Below are 17,927 nucleotides of genomic sequence, written 5' to 3' on the forward strand. Positions count from 1 at the left end.
TCCGGCGCGGCCCCGCGGGGTCAGCTCTCCAGCGACTCGCCGGGCTCGAGCGGCGTGAAGCCGCCGCCGTTTTGACCGCTCGCCCACTCCAGTCGGGCGCGGTGCATGTCGAGGCCGATCCGCGACAGCGTCATGTCGTGCGTCGCGAAGACGTGGCGGGGCTTGACGGCGAGGACGAAGTCCATCGCGTCGCCGATCTTGAGCCAGGGGGCGCCGACGGGTGCGGCCAGCAGGCGGATGTCGGCGTGCTTCGGAACGGCGTACGAGTCGCCCGGGTAGTAGAACTCGTCGTCGACGAGGACCCCGACGTTGTCGATGACGGGGATCGACTCGTGGATCACGGCGTGCCGACCGCCCGTGAACGACAGGGCGAACGGCCCGACCGACACGCTGTCGCCCGGGGCGACCTCGATGACCCCGAACTCCGCGGCCGCGTGGACGACCCCGGCGGGCCCGTAGATCGGCACGTCCGGCGCGTACTCGCGGATGTGACGCAGATGCTGCGGCGTCCAGTGGTCGGGGTGCTCGTGCGTGAGCACGACGCCCACCGTCCCCTGGAGGTCGTCGAGCGGAAGCGTGAAGGAGCCGGGGTCGATGATCAGCTGGGCGCCCTCGCGCTCCAGGCGCAGACAGGCGTGTTCGTGTTTGGTGACGCGCATGCTCCACAGTCAACGCCTCCGACCCGGCGCGGGCAAGCGCGACGCGGCTACCGGCGCCGATTTGGCGTGACCGCTCGGGGCATGGCATAATCGAACGGTTGCTTACGCAGCGAAAAAGTACGGCCCCATCGTATAGCGGCCTAGTACGCCGCCCTCTCACGGCGGTAACGCGGGTTCGAATCCCGCTGGGGTCACCACCAGAAAGCCCCCGGTTCGCCGGGGGCTTTCGTGTTCCTGCCGAAAGGCGCGAGCGGACCTCAGGCGGCTCCTGCACGCGAAGGCGCGTGAGGTCGCCGATCAGGATCCTCCCCAGGGCGCCGTCACAGGAGCCACCCGGCGTGAGGGCGGCGAGCCCGTCGTCCCGAGCGGTCGCACGCTGCACGCGCGCGACGTGCCCGCCCCGCTCGGCGACCCGCGCGTGCTGGCGCAGGACGACGGCGTGCTCCCGCGGACTGCTTCCACCAGGACGGCGCGGGCGCGCCGGGCGATGCAGGCGTCGCCGCCTACCGTCGGTCGCGCGAAACACGCGCTTGGTCCAGCGAGCCCGGCAACGGCGCGGTTACTGCGGTGCGGGTTCGTGGCCTCCGAGCCCGTGAGAGCTTGCGAGCAGCGCAGCTTCGGTGCGTGTGGCGACGTGGAGCTTGGCAAAGATGGTCGAGAGGTTGTTGCTGACGGTCTTGCCCGAGAGTCCGAGACGATCGGCGATCCGTTCGGTCGTGGCTCCGCTGGCGAGCAGATCGAGGATCGAGAACTCGCGTTCGGTCAGCTCCGGGAAGGCACGGGGCGCGTGGTTCTCGTCGTTGGTCAACAGTCCGAGTGCCGTGTCGGCGATGTCGCTGCTGAATGTCAACTGGCCGCTGTGCACTGCCCGGACTGCGGTCGCGATCTCGCCGATGCCGCTGGTCTTGAGCAGGTAGCCGCTGGCGCCGGCCCGCATCGAGCCGAGGAGGCTGGCGGGGTCTTCATGGGTGGTGAGGATGAGGACCCGCACCGTCGGCGCTGCGTGACGGATGCGCGCGGTCGCCTCGATTCCGCCGAGATCGGGCATGGACAGATCCATGAGGACGACATCGGGGTGCAGCTCGACCGAGGCGCGAACGGCTTCCTCGCCCGAGGAGGCTGCCCCGACGACGTCGATCTCAGACAGGGAGGAGACCAGCACGGCAAGGCCGTCGCGCACGACCGGGTGGTCATCAGCGATCAGCACCCGTATCGCTTTGTCATGCACTGTGACTCACCGCCTGGCGCAGGGGGATCACGGCTTCTACGACCCCTCCGGTCGCGTGCGGTCCGGCGCGGAACCAGCCGCCGAGCTGCTCGGTTCTCTCGCGCATCGAGCGCAGACCGACTCCGGTCGTCCATTCGGCTGCCGTCGTCGCGTTGTCGCGCACGGTGATGGACACCGCCGACGAGGAGAGGATGAGATCCACTGCGACCTCGGTTGCAAGGGAATGCCGCAGGGCATTGGCTGTGGCCTCGACTCCGATCCGGAACACCGCGACCTCGACGGCGGCGGGAAGCACCAACCGCTCCGGGTCGGCGCTCACCGTCACGGTAGGCCGGCGTGCCTCGCCACGTAGTCTGAGCGAAGAGGTCGCCTCTCGGAGGGCTTCGACCAGTCCCAGGGTGTCGAGTTCGGGCGGATGCAGGTCATGGATCACCTCGCGGAGGGTGGAACTGGCCCGCACGATGTCGTCATGGACGCCGGCCAGCAAGTCGACGACCGTGCCCGGACGCTTGGTGATCAGATTCCTGATCCCCTCGATCTTGAAGGCCACCCCGCCGAGCGCTGAGGCGACACCGTCGTGCAGGTCTCGCTGCAACCGCCGACGTTCGTCCTCTGCCGCCTCAACGATCCGACCGCGTGAAGCGGCGAGATCCTCCGAGACCGCCGTCAACCGCAGCAGCATCGCGAGCAGTGGAGTGAGCAACCCCATCACCTCACGATCCAGCCGGCCGAGTCGGTCTTCACCGCGACGCAATCCCACCTCGACGGAGCCGAGCTCGTCGTCGCCGTGGCGTAGCGGGAAGGCCGCCACGGCCGCCGGCCGAGTCCCACTCTCGGCCAGCGTCCGTTCCCCGGCGCGAACGGCCAGCCAGGGGAGCTTCAGGGCGTCGGCGAGCTGACCGATCAGGCTCTGCAGGTCGCTCGCTCGGCTGATCCCGGAACCGACCAGTTCGACCAGGTAGACCGGCTCCGAGCGACGCCCGTAGATCAGTCGGTCGACCACGCGCTGCAGCACTCGACGCAACGGGTCGAAAGCCAGCGCCACGGCCAGGGCCGCGACGACCGCACTCGCCGCCTGCACGAGCAGCGTGCCGAGGATGGCGACCAGGCCGAAGAACCCGGCGATCATGACTGTGGTGAGGATGCTCCACGCAAGGGCGCGGGAGAAGACGAGCTTCACGTCGAAGAGATTGACGCGCACGATCGCAATCAGGATGCCGATCGGCGGCGGCAGGAGCGCGAGCAGACCGAAAGCAGGGCCGAAGGCGGTGGCGACCACTCCCGTGCTCACGAGGACGATGCTGGTGAGTGCCGCGAGCAGTATCCAGAACAGCTGCCGCCGCACCTGGTCGTCGCCGCGCGCGAACCGGAAGATCAGGGCGACGACCACCCCGACGAACGCGGCGGACTGGGCGACGAGCAGCAGCGGAAGAAACGGCAGCCACGAGACAAGGAAGGTATGGCCGAGCGCGGCGATCGAGCCGCCCGTGAGGGGCTGCCCATCCACGGTGGCTCCCAGGCCGGTGACCCACGCATCGATCCCCGGATCAGCGAGACTGAGCACGAGGATGCCTGCACCGCCTGCGATGATGACGACCGCCACGATGCGCACCGGCCAGCTGCCGAACCGGCCGGGGGGAAAGCAGAGCAGCGTGAGCGGGATCAAGACCAGCCACAACGACCAGGCCGAAAAGGAGACATTCGCGACGGCGGCTTGCGCCCACAGCGGCCAGCCCCGTTCAGCCGCGATCGCCGTGCCCGGAATGGCGACGACGGTGATGGCCGCCACGAGACCGGTCGCCAGCATCAACCAGCCGATCGGATTGCGCGCCCGCTGCCACGCCAGGATCGCTCCGGCCGGGATGAATCCGACGACGAGCCAGGGGATACTCGCCAGGCCGTGCTCGGCGAGTTCGGTTGATCCCCAGCCGAGGGTTGCTGCGCCGACGAAGGAGAGACCGAGCAGCAGGCAGGCCAGGGTGGCCGCCAAGAGGGCGGCCACCCTGACGAGTGCATGCCGCATGCCGCCCATTATCGCAGTGGACGTGAACGCCGAACGAGGGTGATCCCGACGATCAGCCACACCGGGATCTGCGCGAAGGTCGCCGCCGGCGGGACGATGCCGAGCGTCGCAACCCCCGCAGCGATCGCCGCGATGGCAACGGCCGGGATACCCGCCCCGCGCCCCACGATCCCGGCCGGGCGTCCCGCGATGAAGAATGCGAGCATCCAGGCGAATGCGGCGAACACCGCGAGGCCGAAGAAGGCCCACTCCACGACCGTGACCGCCGCCCCGATCATGGCTCGCACACTCACCTCGGGAGTGAGACTGCTCCAGTTGGCCGCCTGAGCCTGGGTGTTCTGCACCATGAACGCCGCAGCATGCAGAGCCAGCCCCGCGACCCACAGCATCCCCGCGAGCGCACCGAGATCGCGCGCCCAGCCCGACGGCAGCGCGCGACGCACACCGACCACCAAGAACGCGATCCCGGTCGCCTGGGCGAGTTCCAGCAGTCCGAACAGGCCGCTCGTCCAGCTGGCATTCATCACAGGGTCGTAGGCATCCGCTCCCACGCGGAACTCGACCCCGAGCAGGGGACCGATGAAGACATAGGCGGGGGTGACGATCAGAGCGATCGCGGCGAAGATGGCTCCCCACCCGGCGCGGCGCACGTCTCCCGCCGTTGCCGGCACGGGAGGGGAAACGGTTGAGGGGACGTTCGAAGACACTGCTGGCTCCCGACTTCGGTTGATCGCTGAGAGGCTCGCGGACGCGGCCGTGGTCCCCAGACTGAAATCGGATCGTGTTCGCGGCCAGGGCAGGACTTCCCGCTCGATCGGGAAAAACGGGAACACGAGACGGGGCGGAGCGACGGGCGGCGGAACGAGCGCAGGTAGCGCGCGAGGCGCGCGCCGCCCGACTCGGTCGGCATCGGCCGCCCACCGATGACGGCAGGACCGGGCGGGGGCGCGACCTCCCGAGCCTGTAGCTCAGTTCAGGACAGGGACTCTCCGGTGCGGGCGCGACGCTCCCTCCGCATCGTCCCGCGGCGCCACGGCGCCGGTTGGGCCGCGGCCAGTAGACTCCTCGCATGCCTGCTGACGAGATCGGACCCGCCGAGGGCGGTTCGCGCGTCGATCTCGTGATCGGCAACGTGAAGCGCCTCATCGCGGCGGGGGAGCTCTCCGCCGGAGACCGCCTCCCGATCGAGAAGGACCTCGCCGAGCGCTGGGGCGTGTCGCGCGGGTCGCTGCGCGAGGGCGTGCGCGCGCTCGCGACGCTCGGCGTCCTGGAGACGCGCCAGGGCGACGGCACGTACGTGACCGATCTCGATCCGGACGCGCTGCTGCGACCGCTCGGATTCTTCGCCGATCTGCAGGGTACGGCGCAGGCGGCCGACCTGCTCGCGGTGCGACGGGTGCTGGAGGCGGAGTCGGTCGCGCTGGCCGCCCGCGCGCTCACCGACGACCAGATCGACGGGCTCGAGGCGATCCTTGCTCCCATCGATGTCCTGGTGGCCGACGGCTCGGTCGATCCCGAGGACTTCATCGACGCGGACATGCGCTTCCACCAGCTGATCTCCCGCGCCAGCGGGAATCCGGCCCTGGCCGCGCTGATCGACGGGCTCATGACCCGGACGTTCCGCGGGCGCCTGTGGCGTGCCATCACGGAACGGGACTCCGTCGGCGTCGCGCACGCGGAGCACCGGCTCATCCTGGACGCCCTCCGTCAGCGCGATCCCGAGCGCGCGCGCATCCGGATGCTGTCGCATCTGCTCGGCGTCGAGGAGTTCGCGGCGGCCCACGCGCCCGCCGACGACGCGTCGGCGTCCCCCGCAGCCGAGTGATCCGGATCTCATCTCGGCGGTCTGCCCGTCGGTATAGGTCCGACGTATATCGGTTCTCGCGTTCGTTCCAGCATCTTGCGCAAATAGACTCGCCGCTCTCGACCCCTTGATCCAGCGCTGATAGCCTCGCCCCGATCCGCTGTTCGACGAAGGGGCGAGGATGATTCGTCAGAGCTTTAACGACGGGTGGTCCTTCCGCCCGCTGATCGCCGAGCCGCAGGGGCCGAACCACCCGGTTCCCGTCGCCCTGCCGCACGACGCCGTCATCGGCACGCCGCGCGACCCCGACAGACAACTCGTCGGCACCGGCTATTTCTCCGGCGGCGCCTGGGAGTACACCCGGACGCTGGACGCTCCGGAGAGCTGGCGGGGTCGCGCCGTGAGCCTCGAGTTCGAGGCCGTCTACCGGTCCCCTTCCGTGTACGTGAACGGAGACCTGGCCGGGCACGGCGCCTCCGGGTACGGTGGCTTCGTCGTCGAGATCGACCCGTTCCTCCGCTTCGGCCAGTCCAACGAGATCCGTGTGGAGGCGCGCGCCCATCGCGACTCCCGGTGGTACTCCGGCGGGGGGATCACTCGCCCCGTCTGGCTCCTGGTGGGCGATCACGTCCACATCCAGGCCGACGGAGTCGTGGTCACCACCCCCGACATCGACGCGGACGCGGCGCTGGTCTGCATCGACACGACGATCGAGAACGTCGGTCGTGCCACCACGACGCGGCGTCTGGAGACACGGATCCTCGACCCCGAGGGCGTCGAGGTCGCGGTCGACCGGACGCCCGTGACGGTGTTCGGTGGAGAGGGCGCCGTCGTGCACCAGCGTGTGCTCGTCCCGGCGCCCGCGCTGTGGTCGGTCGACTCGCCGCACATCTACCGCGTGGCGCTGCGCCTGCTCGACGGGGAGGCGATCGTGGACGAGTGCGAAGTGACGTTCGGCATCCGATCCCTCTCCGTCGACCCTCTTCGGGGGCTCAGGATCAACGGCGAGACCGTGAAGCTGCGCGGCGCGTGCGTGCATCACGACAGCGGCGTGCTCGGTGCGGCCACTTTCGATCGTGCCGAGGAGCGCCGCATCGAGTTACTGAAGGAGGCGGGGTTCAACGCCGTCCGCAGCGCTCATCAGCCGCTGAGCCGGGCCGCGTTGGCGGCGTGCGATCGGGTCGGCATGCTCGTGATGGACGAGCTCACGGACATGTGGACGCGGCCCAAGCACGCCTTCGACGCGGCACTCGCCTTCCCCGACAGCTGGCGCACGGACCTGGCGGCGATGGTCCGCAAGGACCGCAACCACCCCAGTGTCGTGCTGTACTCGATCGGCAACGAGATCCCCGAGATCGGAACCGGCGCCGGCGCGGCCTGGGCGCGGCGCCTCGCGACCGAGACGCGCCGGCTCGACCCGACCCGGCTCGTCACGAGCGGCGTCAACGGAGCGCTCCTCGTCATCGCGGACACGATCGACGGCGACCCGGAGCTGCTGGGCGAATGGGCGTCGGCGGAGGTCTCGGAGATCAACACCATGATGGCGGGCCTTGCCGACCGTCTGAACGCGCTCGGGGTGTCCTCGGCCGTGAGCGCACTGACCGAGGAGACCCTCGCGACCCTCGACGTCGCCGGGTTCAACTACCTGGACTCGCGCTACGACCTGGACCGCACCCTCTTCCCGCACCGGGTGATCGTCGGATCGGAGACGTTCCCGACGCGCATCGACGAGCTGTGGGCGGCGGTGACGGCTCACGATCACGTCATCGGCGACTTCACCTGGACCGGATGGGACTATCTCGGCGAGGCGGGCATCGGCCGACCCCACTACCAGGGCGTCGACTCCGCGGGTGGCGCGCTCGCCGACTACCCGTGGGGTACCGCGTGGGTCGGTGACCTCGACATCACCGGACGGCGCCGCCCCGCGTCCTTCTATCGCGAGATCGTCTACGGCCTGAGGTCCCGCCCCTACCTCGCGGTGCGCACCCCGGCATCGTTCGGGCTCGAGCCCGCGCCCGCGCCGTGGTCGTGGAGCGACAGCATCTCGAGCTGGAACTGGGCGGGCTCCGACGGCGCCCCCATCGAGGTGGAGGTGTACTCCGATGCCGACGAGGTCGAGCTGTTCGTCGACGGGGAGTCCGCCGGGCGCCTCCCCGCCGGGCGGGCGCATCGGTTCCGTGCCGTCTTCGCGGTGACCTACCGGCCGGGACGGATAGAGGCGGTGGCGATCCGCGGGGGAGAGCCTGCCGAACGGACCGAGCTGCGCACCGCCGGCCCCGCCGGGCTGGTCGCCCGGGCCGACCGGGACCGGGTGTCCGCCGCGGGCGACGATCTCGTCTACGTCGACCTCGACCTCGCCGACGAGACCGGTGTTCTCGCGACCGACCGCGAGGACGAGGTGACCGTGTCGATCGACGGCCCCGGCGTGCTCCAGGGCTTCGGGTCCGCCTCGCCGCACAACGAGCAGTCCTACGTCGGCGCGACGCACCGCACCTTCCGGGGACACGTCCTCGCCGTCGTGCGGCCGGTGGGCGAGGGGCGCATCGTCGTCTCCGCCCGGAGCGAGGCGCACGGCTCGGCGGAGGTGTCCGTCGACGCGATCCCGGACGTCGTCGGCGCGGCCGCACCGGATGCGGCCGGATGAACGTCGCGGACGCGTCGCTCCTCGTGGCGGCCGTCCCCACCGCGCGCCAGCTGAGGTGGCAGGCGCGGGAGTTCTCCGCGTTCATCCACTTCGGCATGAACACGGTGACGGGGCGCGAGTGGGGCACGGGCACGGAACGTGCCGAGGACTTCACGCTGGGCGGCCTCGATCCGGATCAGTGGATGCCCGTGCTCGTGCGGGCGGGCGCGCGTGGTGTGATCCTCACCGCCAAGCACCACGACGGGTTCTGCCTGTGGCCCACGGCGACGACGACGCACAGCGTCGCGCATGCGCCCTGGCGGGGCGGCCGCGGCGACGTGGTCGCGGAGGTGGCGGATGCCGCCGCGCGGCACGGTCTCGATTTCGGCGTCTACCTGTCGCCCTGGGACCGCGCCGACGAACGGTGGGCGACCGGAGCGGCGTACGACGATCTGTTCGTCGCGCAGCTCGAGGAGCTCCTCACCGGTTACGGCGACATCTCCTCGGTGTGGTTCGACGGTGCCAACGGTGACCCGGACCGCCGGCAGGACTACGACTGGGCGCGCTACGAAGAGGTCATCCGCCGCCTCCAACCGGATGCCGCGATCTGCGTCTGCGGCCCGGACGTGCGGTGGTGCGGCAACGAGGCGGGGCATCCCCGGGCGAACGAGTGGAGCGTGGTGCCGCGCACGCTCCAGGACGCCGAACGCATCGCCGAGCGCTCGCAGCACGCGGACGATGGAGCGTTCTCCCGCCTGGTGCGCAGCGACGAGGAGGACCTGGGCAGTCGCGAGGCGGTACGGGGGCTCGAGCACGACCTCGTCTGGTATCCGGCCGAGGTGAACACGTCGGTGCGGCCGGGCTGGTTCTACCACCCGGACGAGGACACCGCCGTGCGCACGCCGGCGGAGCTCTTCGACATCTACCTCGGCTCGGTCGGGGGGAACGGCGCCCTCCTGCTCAACGTCGCGCCGACCCCCGACGGGCTGCTCGCCGAACCTGACGTCCACGCCCTGGAGGGGCTCGGCGAGCTGGTGTCCGACCTGCGCGCGCGCACCATCCTGCCCGCACTGCGCTTCTCGTCCGGCCGGCTGCACGCGGCGTCCGAGGGGGCGGTCTGGCCCGGGGTCGCGCCGAGTGACGAGCCGCGTCTGACCCTCGAGAACGGGACGGGCTGGTGGGAGCCGGACGGCGCCGACGAGGCGCCGACGATCGCGTGCGACCTGGGGGAGGAGCGCACGGTCTCCGCCGTCGTGCTGAAGGAGGAGATCATCGCGAGCCAGCGCGTGGAGCACGTCGTCGTGCGCACGGCCGCGGGAGACATCGTCGCCGAGGCGTTCAGCGTCGGCTATCAGAGGATCATGCCGTTCCCGCCCGTGCGCACGAGTGCGCTGTCGATCGAGATCCTGGCCTCGCGCGGGGTGCCGAAGGTGGCGGGCGTCGGCGTCGTGACCTGCTGAGCGACGCGGTCAGCGCGCGTCGGCGGAGAGCACGGGCGGCCGGACCTCGGCGCGGGGGAAGGAGTACTCCGCGATCGACGTCTCGTGCATCTGTGCGCTGTAGCCGGGCCGGGTCGGCAGCAGGTAGTGACCCCGCTCGACGATGCAGGGGTCGACGAAGTGCTCGTGCAGGTGGTCGACGAACTCGGTCACGCGCCCGTCGAGGCTCCCCGAGACGGCGACGTAGTCGAAGATCGACAGGTGCTGGACCAGCTCGCACAGGCCCACTCCGCCCGCGTGCGGACACACGGGCACGCCGAACTTCTTCGCGAGGAGGTAGACGGCGATGATCTCGTTGACGCTGCCGAGCCGTGCCGCGTCGAGCTGGCAGAAGTCGATCGCCTCGGCCTGGAACATCTGCTTGAACAGGACGCGGTTCATGCCGTGCTCGCCGGTGGCCACCCCGATCGGAGCGACGGCGCGGCGCACCGCGGCGTGGCCGAGGATGTCGTCCGGGCTCGTGGGCTCTTCGATCCAGAGCGGACGGAACGGCGCGAGATGCGCCATCCAGTCGATGGCCTGCGGGACGTCCCACACCTGATTGGCGTCGATCATGAGCTGCGCGTCCCACCCGATGACCTCGCGTGCGATGCCGAGCCGCCGGACGTCGTCCTCGAGGCTCCCGCCGACCTTGAGCTTGACGTGGCGGTACCCCTGCGCGACGGCCTCTTCGAGCAGCCCCCGCAGCTTCTCGTCGCTGTAGCCGAGCCATCCCGCGCTCGTCGTGTAGCAGGGGTACCCGCCCTGCGCCTCGAGCCGGGCGATGCGCTCCGCACGCGTGGGCGCGAGCTCCTCCAGCAGAGCGACCGCCTCGGCACGCGTCAGGGCGTCGGACAGGTAGGAGAGGTCGGCGGCGGCGACGAGCTGCTCGGGGGACATGTCGACGAGCAGGCGCCACAGGGGGACCCCCGCGCGTCGCGCGGCCATGTCCCACAGGGCGTTCATCACCGCGGCCAGGCCGAGATGCACGACCCCTTTGTCGGGCCCGAGCCACCGCAGCTGCGTGTCGGACTGCAGATACCGATAGGTGGCGCCGAGGTCGTCGAGCAGCTCGTCCACATCCCGTCCGATCAGCGGTGCGGCGCGCTGCTCCGCCGCTGCGACGCAGAGGTCGTTGCCGCGACCGATCGTGAAGGTGAAACCGTAGCCGGCGAGGTCGCCGTCGGTCTCGAGGACGACGTAGGCGGCGGAGTAGTCCCCGTCCTTGTTCATCGCGTCGGAGCCGTCGCTGAGCAGGCTCGTGGGGAAGCGCACGTCGTGGACGTGCACCGCGGTGATGATCGACATGGAGGCCCTTCTCGATGAGGTATAAACATCCTACCTATATCGGGGGAATCCGGGCGCCTTTTGGAAAAGGGTGGTCGAAATGGATGTATTAGTGCGATGAATCGCCGTGCCGGGGTGTGTCGGCGACGACGCGCTCCATCCGTATCTCGGTCGGCGCCGCACCGATCCGCTCGCCGACGAGCCGCCCGCGTCGGGGCGTGCCGCCGGTGCCGTCGGGCACGTCCGACAGGCTGAATCCGGGCCCCGCGATCACGCGCGTGCCGGCGGCGGGTCGGAGCCACTCCGCCTCGGGAAGGAACCGCAGCAGTGCGGTCGCGCCGTGCTCGTCCCACCGGAGCCGGTCGACGACGATGCCGCCGCGAGCGCGCAGTCCGGTCACCTCTCCACTCGGCCAGTCGCGGGGAAGGGCGGGAAGGAGCGTCACCGTGTCGGTCGTCGAGCCGACGAGCATCGCGGCGACGACGGCGGGCAGCGCTCCGCTGGCATCCAGGTTGAAGATCGCTCCGGCATCGTGGGTGGTCGTCAAGGCGGGCCGCCAGTGCAGGAGCGCCAGCCACTCCGCGCACGTGCGCGCCGCGTCGGCCTCGCCGAGCGCAGCGGCGGCGAGGCCCAGCTGGGCGAGGCCGAACGCCATCTCCATCCGCCCGGGAGGAGCAGTCGGGTCGGCGGCGCGCCAGGCGATCTTCGCGTCGATGGTCGCTCGAGCCGCGGCGCGCAGCTGTGCCGCGGCGGGGGAGTCGCCGGTGAAGGCGGGGTCGGGCTCGTACCAGAGCGGGTACAGCTGTGAGACGTGGCGGTGGGCGAGGTTCTCCGGGAACCGCGGGTCGAGCCACTCGGCAAGCGTGCCGTCCGCGGCCACCCGGAACGCCGGGAGATCGGCCGTGACGCACGCCCATCGGTCGTCGAGGGAGTCGTCGCCGCGCGCGGCGCCGAGCAGCCGCGTCGCTCGCGCGGCATCGCGGAGGATGGCGACGTCCATCGTGGCGTCCGCCGCGAGCGGGGACGCCGCGCCGGCGGGGGTGTTCTCGGGGGAGTATCCGGGGATCAGACGCCGCCCTGCGGCGGTGGTCACGGTCGCCGACTCGGCGAAGCGGAGCACCCCCTCCGCCAGCTCCCAGACCCGGTCGTCCACGACGGTGCGGTCGCCCGTCGTCGAGACGAGATCGGCGATCAGCCGGAGCACCCACCCTCCGGCTCCCACCCAGAACACGTGCGGGAAGTCCGTATTCGCGTGATTCGCGATGCCGTGGGTCGACATGCGCGCGGGCAGCAGCATGCCGTCCGCGTCGAAGATGCGGCGGGCGTTGTCGCGATAGTCGTCGAGGTGGTCGAGCACGAGCTCGGCGACGGAGCGCATCAGTTCGGGAGTCCCCGTCGACAGCAGCGCGGCGACCGTCCCGTTCTGCACGTTGCCGTTCATCGTGTAGTCCGCGGACCACGCCGGCTTCCAGGTGCCCTGCCACACGCCCTGCAGAGTGGCCGGAAGCTCACCGGTCGCCGCGATGATGTTCGCCCGGCCCGCCGCGTACGCGATCGACACGGCGCGGCGGATCGCCGTGGCATCGCCCGCGCGCGCCCGCGCCCAGAGGTCTTCGACGCTGTCGTCGGGCTGCCCGTCGTCGCTGCCGAGATCCAGGAGCGACCTCCGGACGAGGGCGCCGTGGGTGCGCTCCTGCGCGTCGAGCGTTCCGCGCCAGTCGGTGACCGATCCGGCGGGACGGGGGCGGTGGCCGGTGACCGCGACGTCGAGTCGCACCGTCCGACGACCGCCGGCGGGCACGTCGAGGACGGCCTCGAGCGACCGCCCACGGACCTGCCACACGGCGGAGTCGTCGGATGTCACGGTCGACGTCGCGAGCACGGAGCCGTCGTGGCTGCGCACGTCGAGGTGCGCGGGCGGGCCCGCGTGCGGATGTCCCTCCACCACGCCGGAGTAGTCCGGGGCGAAAGAGGCGGCGGGCGCGTCGTCGTCGAGCTCGAGCCCGACACGGACGGTGATCCGGACCGCGACGTCGGATTCGAGCGCGACGAGGACCGTGTCGGTGTCGCGCACCGCGACCGTGTGCGCGCGGTGCCGTGCGCCGCCGTCGTCGAGCCACGACACGGTCGCGACTCCGCGCTCGAGGTCGACGGTGCGCTCGACCTCGCTCGCCCCGCCCGGAGTGGACAGCGAGAGCACGGCGCACAGTCCGAGGGGGTCGGTCCAGACGAGACCGTCGTACCCGGCGGCCGTCAACGCCGCGCGCAGCACTGTCGATGCGCTCTCGCCCGCGTCCCGCTCGTCGACGGCGGCGCGGAGGTCCGGAAGGGCGGCCCGCAGGTCGGGAGCCCCGGGCCGGGGGTTCGCGGGCAGGAAGAACCGCTCGTGCGCGAGGGAGATCCGGAGGGCGTCGGCGGACCCGTGGACGAGCGCACCGACCCGCCCGCTCCCGGCGATCAGGCCGTCCTCCCAGCGCGGAGCGGGCGTGCGGGTGCGGAAGACGAGCGGTCCGGTCATGCGCGCCTCCCGGCGACGGGGGCGAAGCCGCGCGATCCGCCCGGCAGGTAGGCGCGCCGGGCGCTCGTCTCCGAGACGGCGGCCCAGTCGCCCGGCGACACGACCGAGCGGACACGCTCGGTCCAGTCCGAGAACGTTCCGCCGACGCCGACGTACGCGCTGACGGGCCAGTCGCTGCCCAGCATCGCGCGGTCCGCGCCGAACGCGTCGACGGCGTGCCGGAGGAAGGCTCCCGTGTGGGTGTCGAAGGCGACCGGATCCCGGGATTCGGCCGCCAGGCCCGACAGCTTGACGAAGGTGCGGGGCCGGGTGGCGAGCCGCGTGATGCCCGCCGCCCACGCCCGCCCATCCGCGCTGTCGATCCCGGCGTCGACGGGAGGCTTGCCGACGTGGTCGAGCACGACGGTCAGGTCCGGCACGCTCTCGAGGAGGTCGATGAGCGCGGGGAGCTGCGTCGCGCGGATGCAGGCGTCGAAGGATCCGCCTGCCCGCCCCAGGATCCGCAGTCCCTCGGCGACGGCGGGGAAGTCGGCGACGTCGACGTCCTGCAGGAGGTGGCGCACCCCGACCACCCGCTCGATCGCGGCGAGCTCGGAGAGGTCGGCGCGGACGGCGTCGGCCTCCTGTGCGAGATCGATGCGCGCGACGATGCCGAGGAGCTCCGGCCAGTCGAGGGCGTCGACCCAGCGGGCCTCACCCGCGCCGTCGGCATCGGAGGCCTGGACGAAGACGACGCCGCCCACCGCGCGAGCCTCCGAGGCGTACCGGTCGGGCAGCAGGGGACGGTGCAGGTCGGAGCCGTCCAGCCACGCGTACGACCGCTCGCGCGGGTCCCAGACGTGGACGTGGGCATCGATGATCATGGGTCTCCGGGTCGTTCGGTGGGGGTCAGCTCCGCGGGCCTGTGCCGAACGCCCGCAGCTTGGCGAACATGTCCTCGATCAGCCAGCGGGTGTCGAAGGCCTCGCAGACGCGGATCCGGCGGGCATCGTCGTGCGTGCCGTCGATCTCGCCGTCGGAGCTGAAGCGGGGCGGCGGACGCAGGCTCCAGCGCGCGGCGAGGGGGTTCATGACGGCACCGACGGCCGGGCTGTCGCCCAGCGATCGGAAATCGAGCGGTCCGTACTCGACCGTGCGGTTGAACGCGATGAGCTGATCGACGAGGTAGTCGCCCAGTGCGCTCGTGCCCCGCAGGCGCCCCTCCAGCTCCGAGTGACCGACACCGATCATCGTGTACACGGACATCGGGATCTGCCAGACCTCGACCCCGGAGGCCATCACGACGTTGGCCGCGGCGACGTCGTTGATCAGATTGAACTCGGGCGAGTAGCCGACGACGCCCTCGTACGGAGGACCGCCCACCCACACCACGAGCGGGTCCTTCGCGAGGAGGTCCGGATGCTCGAGAAGCGCGGAGGCGACGTCGGTGAGCGGGCCGAGGACCGCGATCGACACGCGCTCGGACGCCGCGCGCACCTCCGCGGCGATCAGCGCGGAGGCTGCGGAGGGCCGGGCATGGTCGGCATGCGCGAGCGCACCGTCGGCGCCGTCGGCGACCGTGGTCGCCTCGTCGCCGAGCAGCTCGAGGAGGAGGGCGACCTCCGCCGTGGACGCGACTCGGCTGCCTGCGGAGCCGAAGTGCGCGGGGAGGATGCCGCGCACGTCGAGCGTCGGTGTGAGCAGCGCGTGGACGATCGCGAACTGGTCGTCGGCCTCGTTCTTCGCGTCGGTGCTGAGGAGGACGGGGCGCGGCGGCCGCGTCACAGCGACTCCCGACGCACGAGAGACGTCGGCAGCAGCTGCATCCCCTCCACGCTCTGCCCGCGGATCGCGGCGAGAAGGGTGTCGGCCGCGGCGCGGCCCATCTCCTCGAGCGGCTGGCGGACGGTCGTCAGGGGCGGATCGTTCGTGGAGGCGATGAGGACGTCGTCGAAGCCGACCAGCGAGACGTCCTGCGGGACCCGGCGTCCGGCGGCGTGCAGCACGCGCACCGCTCCGGCGGCCATCAGATCGGACGAGGCGAAGACGCCGTCCAGGTCGGGCGCGCGCTGGAGCAGCCGGGCCATGGCCGCCGTCCCGCTGTCGAGGGTGAAGTCGCCGTGCACGATGGGACCGGGTTCGATCCCGTGCTGTGCGAGCTCGTCGGTCCACCCCCGCGAGCGTTCCCGCGCCTGCTCCATGTCAGGCGGACCGGTGATGATCCCGATGCGACGTCGGCCGGCCTCGATGAGCGCGCGGGCGGCGAGGCGACCCCCGCCGTAGTTGTCGGAGTCGATCACGATGGACGACGCTCCCAGATCGCTGCGCGGGCGACCCACCCACGCGATCGGCACCGGGGGATCGGCGAGCCGCTCGACGAGATGGGTGATCTCGTGCTGGAGGACGACGATCGCGCCGTCGAGCGCTCCCGAGCGGAGGAATCGGGGAATGCGGTCGAGGTCCTCGTGGTCCGCGGGGAGCAGGACGGGCTGGACCTCTCCCGCCGACAGGCCCTTGGCGGCCCCCTTGAGCACGGCCGTGAAGAAGGTCCCGTTGAGGCTGCCCAGCTCGTTGAAGGCGATGACGAGACCGATGGCGCCCGCTCGGCCGCCGCGCAGCACGCGCGCCGCGAAGTTGGTCTCGTAGCCCAGCCGCGCGGCCTCGCGTACGACCGCGGACGCCATCGCGGGGTCGACGTTCGTCGCCCCCGCCAGCACTCGCGCCGCCGTCGCGCGCGAGACGCCCGCAGCCTTGGCGACATCGAGGATCGTCGGTCGTGGCATCGCTTCCCTCTCCTACGAGATCGGCCGATCTGGTCTGTCATAGATCGATCTCAGACTCGGACGATCATTGCATGATTCGGAGGTGGGGTGCACTGTCGGCGCGGTTTTCGGTGGCTTTCGAGGGTGCTGCCCGAAATTCATCAGACATTGGCCTTGCCGGGAGAGCGCCGAGCCGTTACTGTTTCCGTGGATGAGAGATCGATCTCTCAGCGAGGTCAGGGTGGCCTCACCGCAGTCACATGTCCCCAAAGAAGAGGAGCAGTCGTGTCTCGTCGCAGATTCGCCATTCCCGCCGCCGCCGCCGTTGTGGCGCTGGCGCTCGCCGGATGCACGTCGGGAGGATCCGGCGGTGCGTCGGACGATCCCAACGCGGAGTTCGACTTCTGGTCGTTCACCGGCATCGGCCAGAAGGCCTCGGTCGACCGATACCTGGCGCAGAACCCGGACGCGAAGGTGAAGCTGACCGAGGTGGGCAGCACCACCGAGACCGCCACCGCGCTCACCGCCGCCCTCGCCGGCGGCAAGGTTCCCGACCTCGTGATGATCCAGAACGACGACCTGCCCAAGTTCGTCGAGAACCCGGGCAACTTCGTCGACCTGCGCACGCTCGGCGGCGACGACATCGGCGACAAGTACCTCGACTGGGCCGTCGGCGCCGCGACCGCCAAGGACGGCTCGATCATCGGCATCCCGACCGACATCGGCGGACTCGGCTTCGCCTACCGGGCGGACCTCTTCGAGGCGGCGGGCCTGCCGACCGATCCCGCCGAGGTCGCGAAGATGTGGTCGACGTGGGACGACTTCATCGCGATGGGCAAGAAGTACACGGCCGCCACCGGCAAGCCGTTCGTGGACAACGTCGAGACCAGCATCTTCTTCTCCACCGTCAACCAGGTCGACGAGAAGTACTACTCGCCCGACGGGGAGCTGGTGTTCGACACCAACCCCCAGGTGAAGAACGCGTTCGACGTCGCGGTGGAGACCTACGACGCCGGCATCAGCGCGGGCATCGCCGCGTGGTCGTCGGGCTGGGACCCGGGTAAGGCGAACGGCTCCTTCGCCGTGACCATCGCCCCGTCGTGGCTGCTCGCCGGCATCAAGAACGCCGCGCCCGACACCTCGGGCAACTGGCGCTACGCCTCCATCCCCGGCGTCGGCGGCAACTGGGGCGGCAGCGTGATCGCCATCCCGGCGCGCGCCAAGAACCCGAAGGCCGCGTGGCAGTACATCTCCACGATGCTCTCGCCGGAGGGCCAGACCACGCACTTCACCGAGACGGGCACCTTCCCCGCCGCCAAGAGCGCGCTGGAGAGCACCGAGGTGCGCTCCTACACCGACCCGTTCTACGGCGACTCCAAGATCGGCGAGGTCGTCAGCGACTCGGTGCTGAAGTTCAAGGCCTTCTACAACGGTCCGGACACCAGTGCGATCGGCTCGGCGCTGCTCAACACCCTCGTGGACATGGAAGTCGGCAACGTCAAGCCCGCAGACGCGTGGCAGACCGCGGTCGGCAACGCCAAGGCTGCGATCGGCGGCTGATCCACC

Annotated in this window: 13 protein-coding genes and 1 tRNA gene; 5 read left to right on the forward strand and 9 right to left on the reverse strand. The window is 70.9% G+C overall.

Going from position 1 to position 17,927, the window contains the following annotated elements; translation table 11 throughout:
• Positions 1–20: 20 nt before the first annotated feature.
• Entirely contained in the window at positions 21–659 is a 639-nt protein-coding gene (locus WFI00_RS00715) for an MBL fold metallo-hydrolase (protein WP_336631350.1), read from the reverse strand.
• A gap of 121 nt (positions 660–780) precedes the next feature.
• Here WFI00_RS00715 and WFI00_RS00720 point away from each other — a divergent pair.
• A tRNA-Glu gene (locus WFI00_RS00720) sits at positions 781–856 on the forward strand.
• 362 nt (positions 857–1,218) lie between these two features.
• Here WFI00_RS00720 and WFI00_RS00725 read toward each other — a convergent pair.
• Genes WFI00_RS00725 through WFI00_RS00735 form a run of 3 tightly spaced genes read right to left on the reverse strand, consistent with a single transcriptional unit; the run spans position 1,219 to position 4,581 of the window.
• Positions 1,219–1,866: a response regulator transcription factor gene (locus tag WFI00_RS00725; protein ID WP_336631349.1), complete on the reverse strand. Its 648-nt coding sequence runs from the start codon at positions 1,864–1,866 to the stop codon at positions 1,219–1,221.
• 13 nt (positions 1,867–1,879) lie between these two features.
• Positions 1,880–3,910: a sensor histidine kinase gene (locus tag WFI00_RS00730; protein WP_336631348.1), complete on the reverse strand. Its 2,031-nt coding sequence runs from the start codon at positions 3,908–3,910 to the stop codon at positions 1,880–1,882.
• Between the two features lie 8 nt (positions 3,911–3,918).
• The gene (locus WFI00_RS00735; RefSeq protein ID WP_336631347.1) at positions 3,919–4,581 is read right to left on the reverse strand and encodes a hypothetical protein; all 663 of its coding nucleotides are present in this window, start codon (positions 4,579–4,581) and stop codon (positions 3,919–3,921) included.
• A 398-nt stretch (positions 4,582–4,979) separates the two neighbouring features.
• Here WFI00_RS00735 and WFI00_RS00740 point away from each other — a divergent pair, with 398 nt between their 5' ends.
• From WFI00_RS00740 to WFI00_RS00750, 3 genes are all read left to right on the forward strand, one after another.
• Positions 4,980–5,735 (forward strand): FadR/GntR family transcriptional regulator, encoded by a 756-nt coding sequence (locus tag WFI00_RS00740; protein WP_336631346.1) that lies wholly within the window; start codon positions 4,980–4,982, stop codon positions 5,733–5,735.
• A gap of 160 nt (positions 5,736–5,895) precedes the next feature.
• Complete coding sequence (locus WFI00_RS00745; RefSeq protein ID WP_336631345.1) at positions 5,896–8,358, forward strand: glycoside hydrolase family 2 TIM barrel-domain containing protein; 2,463 nt, start codon at positions 5,896–5,898, stop codon at positions 8,356–8,358.
• The gene (locus WFI00_RS00750) at positions 8,355–9,797 is read left to right on the forward strand and encodes an alpha-L-fucosidase (RefSeq protein WP_336631344.1); all 1,443 of its coding nucleotides are present in this window, start codon (positions 8,355–8,357) and stop codon (positions 9,795–9,797) included. Before WFI00_RS00745 ends, WFI00_RS00750 begins: the two co-directional genes overlap by 4 nt.
• Before the next feature lie 9 nt (positions 9,798–9,806).
• Here WFI00_RS00750 and WFI00_RS00755 read toward each other — a convergent pair whose 3' ends face one another.
• The 5 genes from WFI00_RS00755 to WFI00_RS00775 form a co-directional block, all read right to left on the reverse strand.
• Positions 9,807–11,123: an L-fuconate dehydratase gene (locus tag WFI00_RS00755; protein ID WP_336631343.1), complete on the reverse strand. Its 1,317-nt coding sequence runs from the start codon at positions 11,121–11,123 to the stop codon at positions 9,807–9,809.
• Between the two features lie 88 nt (positions 11,124–11,211).
• Positions 11,212–13,620, reverse strand: a complete 2,409-nt coding sequence (locus WFI00_RS00760; RefSeq protein ID WP_336631342.1) for a glycosyl hydrolase family 95 catalytic domain-containing protein — start codon at positions 13,618–13,620, stop codon at positions 11,212–11,214.
• The gene (locus tag WFI00_RS00765) at positions 13,617–14,483 is read right to left on the reverse strand and encodes an amidohydrolase family protein (protein ID WP_336631341.1); all 867 of its coding nucleotides are present in this window, start codon (positions 14,481–14,483) and stop codon (positions 13,617–13,619) included. Before WFI00_RS00765 ends, WFI00_RS00760 begins: the two co-directional genes overlap by 4 nt.
• A gap of 25 nt (positions 14,484–14,508) precedes the next feature.
• The gene (locus WFI00_RS00770; RefSeq protein WP_336631340.1) at positions 14,509–15,384 is read right to left on the reverse strand and encodes a nucleoside hydrolase; all 876 of its coding nucleotides are present in this window, start codon (positions 15,382–15,384) and stop codon (positions 14,509–14,511) included.
• On the reverse strand, positions 15,381–16,382 hold the full coding sequence (locus WFI00_RS00775; protein WP_336631339.1) for a LacI family DNA-binding transcriptional regulator: 1,002 nt from the start codon (positions 16,380–16,382) through the stop codon (positions 15,381–15,383). Before WFI00_RS00775 ends, WFI00_RS00770 begins: the two co-directional genes overlap by 4 nt.
• Positions 16,383–16,646: 264 nt before the next feature.
• On the opposite strand from WFI00_RS00775, the gene WFI00_RS00780 reads away from it, so the two are divergent.
• Entirely contained in the window at positions 16,647–17,921 is a 1,275-nt protein-coding gene (locus WFI00_RS00780) for an ABC transporter substrate-binding protein (protein WP_336631338.1), read from the forward strand.
• The last annotated feature ends 6 nt before the right edge of the window (positions 17,922–17,927 follow it).

It is taken from the genome of Microbacterium sp. MMO-56 (genome assembly GCF_037146215.1).
Taxonomy (GTDB): domain Bacteria; phylum Actinomycetota; class Actinomycetes; order Actinomycetales; family Microbacteriaceae; genus Microbacterium.